A 7,658-nucleotide genomic window follows, 5' to 3' on the forward strand; every position below is an offset into this window, starting at 1 on the left:
CCCCAATTCCCGTACGGCTGCCGAAGGGACATTCGATCAGGCGGAAATCGTGTTTCACAGACCCTTCACAGTAATGATCAAGCATAGAGATCCCCATGAACTCCCCTAGGAACAACCAAGAAACGCCAGGAAGTGCATCGATTCGGCGATGAACTGGGCCGATTGTTCAAGAACCCGCCCAACTGGGGTACGCAGAGGCAAAGTTGCACACAGCACACGCGCGTCTCGGAGGATCGGGAACACGACGGTTTTCAGCCATCAGTTGTCGCCTTGACGCGATGACAGGTAGCCTCCCTCGCGCCCATCGGCGCTTTTTACTTCGGACGCAACTTGGGGGGCAGATGTCCGACCGCTTCCGCCGACTTTCCGCTTATGGCGCACCCAAAAAGAGACAGCGAATACGCGGCCGACTAGTGGTCACCGCCGCGGTCAGCGCTCTATCGCTGTCTCTCGCGCCCGCTGTGCCGGCCGCCGCGGACGCCAACCCGGGTTCCGTCATCGACGTGTCCGCCGGACAGCCTGCGCTCACCCCGGCGCCGAAGCAGCAGACTCAGGAGCCGGAGCCGACCGGCTCCCTGCGCCCCGCGGATGACGGCGAACTGACGGCGGCACAGCAGACCGCGCTCACCTCGGCCCAGAAGCAGGCCGCGACAACAGGCGAGCCGGTGCGCGTCGACGCCCTGACCACCGAGACCGCCACCACGACGGCCAACCCGTCGGGCACGCTGACCTACGACTCGAGCCTGCTGCCGGTGCGGGTACGCAAGGACCACCGCTGGGTGCCGGTGGACGCCACCCTTCAGCGCAACGCCGATGGCACGTTCAGCCCCAAGGCCGCAGCCGAGCCGCTGACCTTCTCCGGCGGCGGTACAAGCCCGCTGGCCACCATGGCGCGGGACAAGGCCTCCCTCGCGCCCTGTCCTGGCCCACGCCGTTGCCCACCCCGCGCGCCTCCGGCGCCAGCCTGACCTACCCGGGCGTACTGCCCGGCGTCGACCTGAAGGTCACCGCCGACACCCAGGGCGGCTGGTCGGAAGTCCTCGTCGTCAAAGACGCCAAGGCCGCAGCCAACCCCGCGCTCACCAAGCTCGCCCTCACCACTGACGCCAAGGACGTCACGGTCGCCGACGACGGCCACGGCAACCTCACCGCCACCGCCGGGGACGGGCGGGTGCTCTTCAGCGCCCCGCAACCGGCGATGTGGGACTCCAGCGGCATCGGCGCCCAGCACACCACCCCGGAGCAGGGTCCAGCCCCCAAAGCCCGGGTGGCCCGAGTCCAAGACCGGCTTCGCGGCCGGACCCTCTCCCTTGTCCCCGACACCAAGCTGCTCGGCGATGCGCACACCAGGTACCCGGTCTTCATCGACCCGACCTGGAACCCGCACTACGCCACCGGCAGCAAGCAGCACTTCGTGGAAACCCAAGCGGGCTGTCCCACGGCAAAGAACTACGACTCCACCCAGTACGGCGACCCCGGCGTCGGTTACAACAGCTGGTCGGGCTGCATCGGCCTGGAGCGCTCCTACTTCCAGCTCGCCGTACCCTCGTCCGTCTACGACGCGCACATCGTGTCGGCCACGGTGAACGTCAAGGAGAACTACTCCGCCAGCTGCAGCCTGTCCTCGGACATCTACCTGTACTGGTCCGGCGCGATCAGCTCCACCACCACCTGGAACACCAGGCCCTCCCTGACCAGCAAGGTCGCCACAAAGAACTTCGGTCCCGCCTGCTCCAGTCAGCCCTCCGGCGGCTTCTTGGTGACCTCCACCATCGCCAAGGGCGCCGCGGCGCACTGGACGAACTGGACCTTCGCCCTGGTCAACAGTCACGAAGGAAGCGGCGACGGCAACTACTTCAAGCGCTTCGCCACCAACCCTTCCTTGTCGATCGAGTACAACCACGTGCCCAACAAGCCCGGCGGCCTGGCCACCAAGGTCGGCTCGACCTCGCTCGGGTGCGGCACCTCCACCCCTTACCCGATCGTCGGCAAGACCCTGGCCACCACACCGCCGACACTCAACGCCACCGTGAGCGACGCCGACAAGGACGCCCTGGCCGCCACGTACTCCTACTGGGTGGGCAGCGGTTCGGCCACCACGACGACCAGCGCCACCGTCGCCAGCGGCGCCAACGCGCCCAAACAACTGCCCTCAACGTTCATGAGCAGCCTCACGGACGGCAGCGTGGTGAGCTGGAAAGTCACCTCCAGCGACGGCGAGGACACCTCCGCCACCTCGGCCACCTGCCACTTCACCGTCGACCTGCACAGCCCCGCACAGCCGACCGTCACAACACAAGACAAGCTCTACCCGGAAGACCTCCCCGGCGTGACCGCGGCCGGCACCCCCGGCAAGTTCACCGTTTCCGTGAACCCGGGCACCAACGGCAACAACGCATCCAAGTTCCTCTACGGCCTGGACGCCGCACCGCCCACCTCGAACACACCCGCCTCGCAGACCGAGGCGGCGAGTAACAACACAGCGACCATCACCGTGACCCCAGTGGCCCCCGGCACCCACACGCTCTACGTCTATGCCGTCGACTCGGCCGGCAACGTCTCCTCCCAGCAGCAGTACGAGTTCACAGCACTGGGTCATCCCGGCAAGACCTACGCCAGCTTGCAGGCAGCCTTCAACAACACCGCCACGACCGACGACAGCAACCGTATGACCGCGGACGCCGACGGGGTGGGCTCCACGCTCTCGCTGCAGGACTTCAAGGCAGCAGGATGGCAGCCCGGCGGCAAGGTCACCGTCGACGGGGCCACCTTCACCCTGCCCAACTTCGGGGCCGCCGCCGGCGACAACGTCATGGCCGCCAACCAGACCATCCAGATGAACGGCACCAGCGGCCAGGCCCTGGTCTTCCTCGGCTTCTCCACCCACGGGCTCATCGGCTCCCAGCACCAGGACACGGACACCACCAGTCCCGTCGTCCCCGACAACACCAACACCTCCGCCACCAGCTGCAGCCTGGGAAACGGCACGTATGAGGACTGCGTCACCCCACGGGGATCCATCACCTACGGAGATGGCACGACGCAGGGCTACTACCTGACCATGCCCGACTGGGTGAACGGCTCGGGCACCCTGGCCGCAGTCACCCTGCCGCACCGCAACACCCCGAGCACGCGCCAGACTGTCAACACCAACATCTACGCCTTCGCCGTCCCCCTCAAGCCCGGCGCCGCTCTCACCTCCGTGACGCTTCCCGATCCGGCCGACGCTGCACGCCAGTACGTGCCCGGCATGCACATCCTCGGCATGGCCGTCCGCGACACCACCACCGCTCCCAACGGCGCCACTTGGACGGGCACATGGAGCGCACCCACCGAGGAGCGCTTCCAGTTCTCCTCCATGGGCTCCTTCAGCAACCAGACCTTCCGGATCGTGACCCAGACCAGCGCCGGCGGCGACACCGTGCGACTGCGGCCGTCCAACGCCCTGGGCGCCGACCCGCTGACCCTCGACCACATCACCGTCGCCCGGTACAGCAGCGGCGCGGCGGTCACGGCCACACCGGTGGACGTGACCGTCGGCGGCAGCACCTCGGTGGTCATCCCGGAAGGGGGCGAGATCTACAGCGACCCCATACCGATGCAAATGAGCCCGGGCACCTCGCTGACGACCAGCATGCACCTGGTCAACCAGGTCAGCTACCTCGTCATGCACCCATGGGCGTCCCCGGACACCCTCGGCTACGTCAGCCCGGTCGGCAGCGGCGACCACACCAGGGACACGGCCGACACTGCGTTCAACGCGACGGGGTCGGTGACCGGCCGCTTCTCCGACATCCTCACCGGCGTCGACATCACCACCACGGACCACCGGCCGACGGTGTCGGTCCTCGGCGACGGCCTCATCAACACCCGCACAACCGGCACAAGCGCCGGCTACAACACGCTCCGCTACAACAACGACCTCTCCTACCGCCTGCGCACCAACACCGCCCAAGTCCCCAACTACGGCATTGTCAACTCCGGCATCGCGAACAACTACCTCGGCATCGACCAGGGCGCCGGCGGCCGTGCCGTCCTGACCCGACTCGACCGCGACGTCCTGTCCATCCCCAACCCGCGCACGGTCGTCGTCACCCAAGGCCTCGAGGACATCGTCGCAGGCCACGACGACGTCGACATCGACAACACCCTCACACTGCTACGCCAACAACTCAGGGGCTGGGGCATCAAAGTCATCTTCACCACCCTCACCCCCTGCCACGGCTACAGCCCCTGCACAGACACCGTCGACCAAAACCGCATCAACACCAACACCTGGATCACCGACCAATCCGACTCGAACAAGTCGTCGCCATCCCAGACCCGTCCAGCACCACCGACCCACAAGCACTGAAACTCGACGCCGACGCCGCTCCCCTCGACTTCGACTCCGGCGACCACGTCAACCTCGCCCCCGACGGATACCAAGCCATCAGCAACGCCTTCGACCTGGCCTCGCTCGGTCCCGACACGTAAAGCCCCAGCGGTAACGGCCCTGTACAGCTGAGGCTGTACAGGGCCATTACCGCTCCCGGCAGGCCTCGCGGCGTGACGTCGTGGCTCATGGTCCCCTAACGAGCTCGTGCACGGTAGGCGGTGAGATGTCGAGGACTGCGGGGGCTCAGCGTTCACATCTGCCCTGCCGGGGTCAGGTCGGCGGTCTGCTGGTGGGACAGCAGGGCGGCGACGGCTTGCACGGTGTCGCTGATGTGCTCGCGGCGGCCGAGGTGGCGGGCCAGCGCCCGCCAGTTCTTCAGGTGCGCGATGCCGTGCTCGACGCGGATGCGTCGCGAGGAGTGGGCCTTGCGTTGCCGCTCGTGTATGTCCTCGTACCAGTCCGGGGCGTTCTTCTTGAACTTGCGGTGCGGTGGCGTCACCACGCGTCCGCCGGTCTGGGCGCCCAGCCATGCTAGCCGGCATCCGCGAGGATCTCCACTGCGGGCCCGCCGTCCAGGAGCCTGACCAGCCCTAATTGGTCGACGATCTCGGCCAGTGTCCGCAGCCGCACTCCCGGGCTGATGGTGCACCCTCGCTCGGCGAGCAGTGGCCGCACCTCGCCGTCGGCGCGGGTGATGGTGGAGCGGTCCACACCGAACCAACAGGCCAGCACGTCATGAGTGACGACATGACGCAGATGCACCAGCGTGGCCAGGAGCCGGTCGACGAACACCAGCCGATGCTTCGCACCCGCGCCCAGGGCCCGCTTCCGCGGCCTAGACGCGAGCTTGGCCTAGTGTCGCTCGTGCCACAACGGCCCTACCCCAGCGACGAGTTCAGCGATCACGTCAGCCGACAGGCCCGTGATCCTCCGATCGCTGATGATCACTGCACGAGACGCCGTCCCCACCACACGACCATGATCGACGATCAAGAACTCGACACCTCACCGCCTACCATGCACGAGTTCGTAAGGCTTGTCCCGTAATCGATCTTCAGATGTGCCGAGGCACGTTAGGTAACCGGGCGGTGGTCCGTCTACGCGGCCTGAAGGAGGTTGTGCAGGCGGGCGACGCCGAGCATGGCGTGGTGGACGCCATCCCCCTTGAGCCGGCAGTCACGCAGGATCTTCCACGTCTTCATCCGCGCGAAGACGTGCTCGACCTGGGCTCGGACACGCTTATGGGAGCGGTTGTGCTCCTTCTTCCAGTCGCATAGGTCACCGTTGGCGGGACGTCGATGCGGGATCACGAGGCCGGTGCCCGGGTAACCGCCATCGGCGATTGTCGTCGCCTTCCCGACGGCCGCCTTGGCACCGGATTCGTCCCATGCCTTGCAGTCGTTGCGGTTGCCCGGTACAGGCTGTCCGATCGCGACGACCAGCCGGGTGTCAGCGTCGATGACGACCCGGTGATTGGTGGAGTACCTGTAGTTCTTCGACTGCTCGGCGATGCTGTGGTCGCGAGTAGGGACCAGAGTGCCGTCCACGATGAGCACCGTGCCCTTGCGGAATCGCTGCCGCGGCTTGAGTGCGAGCAGTGGGCTGGTGCGGGCGACGATCCGGTCAGCTGCGGACTTCGAGACACCGGGGCGAGCTGCTGTTGGGTGGTCTCGTCATCGGCGAGTACCGTGCGATGCAGAACGGGGAGGGGGTGGGCTGGTGCGCCCAGTGCTATTGGTGGATGTGGACGGGCCGCTGAATCCGTATGCCGCGAAGCCGCATCGACGACCCGAGGGTTATCAGACGCACCGGCTTTTGACGCCCCGCTGGGAGGCGGCTGAGCGGCGCCGGCTGGCTGAGTGGGGGCTGCCGAACAAGCCGGTGAAACCATTGCGGGTGTGGCTCAACCCGGCTCACGGCCCGGCATTGGACGCGCTCCCCTTCGACCTGGTGTGGGCGACCACGTGGGAGGAGGAAGCCAACGCTTTCGTCGCACCAGTCCTGGGATTGCCCGAGCTGCCCTTTATTGCATGGCCCTCGCCGCGGGCCGAGCCCGGGAACGGCGTGTTCTGGAAGACGCCAGAGATCGTCGCGTGGGCGCAAGGCCGGGCGTTCGCCTGGATCGATGACGAGATCACCGAGGCGGATCGCGCCTGGGTTGACGAGCATCACAGAGGTCCCGCCCTACTGCGCCGGGTGGACCCCCGATGCGGCCTTACCAGCGACGACTTCGCCGCACTCACAGCATGGGCGATCAGCCTACGCTGACCCACGACCCGTCGGCAGCCGCCTGCAACGCCGCTCCGCACGATCATTGCGGGACAGTCCTTACAAGCTCGTGCACGGTAGGCAGTGAGGTGTCGTGGGCCGCGGCGGGGGCTTGGCGTTTCACATTGTTCGTGCCGGAGTCAGGTCGGCGGTCTGCTGGTGGGACAGCAGGGCGGCAATGGCTTGGACGGTGTCGCTCATGCGTTCGTGGCGGCGGTGGCGGGCCAGCGCCCGCCAGTTCTTCAAATGCGCGATGCCGTGCTCGACGCGGATGCGTCGCGAGGAGTGGGCCTTGCGTTGCCGCTCGTGCATCTCCTCGTACCAGTCCGGGGCGTTCTTCTTGAACTTGCGGTGCGGTGGCGTCACCACGCGTCCGCCGGTCTGGGCGCCCAGCCCCTGGTAGCCGGCATCCGCGAGGATCTCCAGTGCGGGCCCGCCCTCCAGGAGCCTGACCAGTCCTAATTGGCGTGCATGGGTGATGTCCGCGCAGCTGCCGTGCTGAGCCGGGCTGCAGAACAGGACGCGGCCGTCGCCGTCCGTAACGACCATGGTCTTGACCGCGTTCTGCTTGCTCTTGCCAGAGATGAACTTGTCCCGGTCCTTGCGGCCGGCGGCCGGGCGCCTGACGCGGATCTCGGTTCCGTCGATGACGCCGGTCTTCCCGCTGGCTCCGAGGTGGTCGACGACCTCGACCAGTGTCCGCAGCCGCACTCCCGGGCTGATGGTGCACCCTCGCTCGGCGAGCAGTGGCCGCACCTCGCCAATGGCGCGGGTGATGGTGGAGCGATCCACACCGAACCAACAGGCCAGCACGTCATGAGTGACGGCATGACAGAGATGCACCAGCGTGGCCAGGAGCCGGTCGACGAACACCAGCCGGTGCTTCGCACCCGCGCCCACAGCCCGCTTCCGCGGCCTAGTAGGGCTTGGTCAGGTTCGTATGGGTGTGGGTATGTCGCGGTGGCAGGTGGGGCAGGCGCCGGTCCAGGTGGCGAGGAGTGTCTGCAGTTCG

Annotated in this window: 6 protein-coding genes and 1 pseudogene; 3 read left to right on the plus strand and 4 right to left on the minus strand. The window is 67.0% G+C overall.

Going from position 1 to position 7,658, the window contains the following annotated elements:
• Window positions 1–413: 413 nt before the first annotated feature.
• Window positions 414–968: a hypothetical protein gene (locus tag ACIRC0_RS38680; protein WP_403626505.1), complete on the plus strand. Its 555-nt coding sequence runs from the start codon at window positions 414–416 to the stop codon at window positions 966–968.
• Entirely contained in the window at window positions 935–4,354 is a 3,420-nt protein-coding gene (locus ACIRC0_RS38685) for a hypothetical protein (RefSeq protein WP_403626508.1), read from the plus strand. The genes ACIRC0_RS38680 and ACIRC0_RS38685 overlap by 34 nt, the downstream gene beginning before the upstream one ends.
• Before the next feature lie 274 nt (window positions 4,355–4,628).
• On the opposite strand, the gene ACIRC0_RS38690 is transcribed toward ACIRC0_RS38685, so the two are convergent.
• The 3 genes and pseudogenes from ACIRC0_RS38690 to ACIRC0_RS38700 form a co-directional block, all read right to left on the minus strand.
• Window positions 4,629–4,880: a transposase family protein gene (locus tag ACIRC0_RS38690; protein WP_403626510.1), complete on the minus strand. Its 252-nt coding sequence runs from the start codon at window positions 4,878–4,880 to the stop codon at window positions 4,629–4,631.
• Window positions 4,881–4,909: 29 nt separating this feature from the next.
• A complete protein-coding gene (locus ACIRC0_RS38695) occupies window positions 4,910–5,170 on the minus strand; it encodes a transposase family protein (RefSeq protein WP_403626513.1) in 261 nt (86 codons plus the stop codon).
• A 305-nt stretch (window positions 5,171–5,475) separates the two neighbouring features.
• Window positions 5,476–6,024, minus strand: a pseudogene (locus ACIRC0_RS38700) (transposase); the annotation flags it as partial.
• A gap of 70 nt (window positions 6,025–6,094) precedes the next feature.
• Here ACIRC0_RS38700 and ACIRC0_RS38705 point away from each other — a divergent pair.
• The gene (locus ACIRC0_RS38705; RefSeq protein WP_403626518.1) at window positions 6,095–6,646 is read left to right on the plus strand and encodes an HAD domain-containing protein; all 552 of its coding nucleotides are present in this window, start codon (window positions 6,095–6,097) and stop codon (window positions 6,644–6,646) included.
• 120 nt (window positions 6,647–6,766) lie between these two features.
• Here the strand turns inward: ACIRC0_RS38705 and ACIRC0_RS38710 are convergent, their stop codons facing one another.
• Window positions 6,767–7,546, minus strand: a complete 780-nt coding sequence (locus ACIRC0_RS38710) for a transposase family protein (protein ID WP_403626515.1) — start codon at window positions 7,544–7,546, stop codon at window positions 6,767–6,769.
• Between the last annotated feature and the right edge of the window lie 112 nt (window positions 7,547–7,658).

This window comes from Streptomyces sp. NPDC093984 (assembly GCF_044764595.1).
GTDB classification, from domain to species: Bacteria; Actinomycetota; Actinomycetes; order Streptomycetales; family Streptomycetaceae; genus Streptomyces; species Streptomyces cynarae.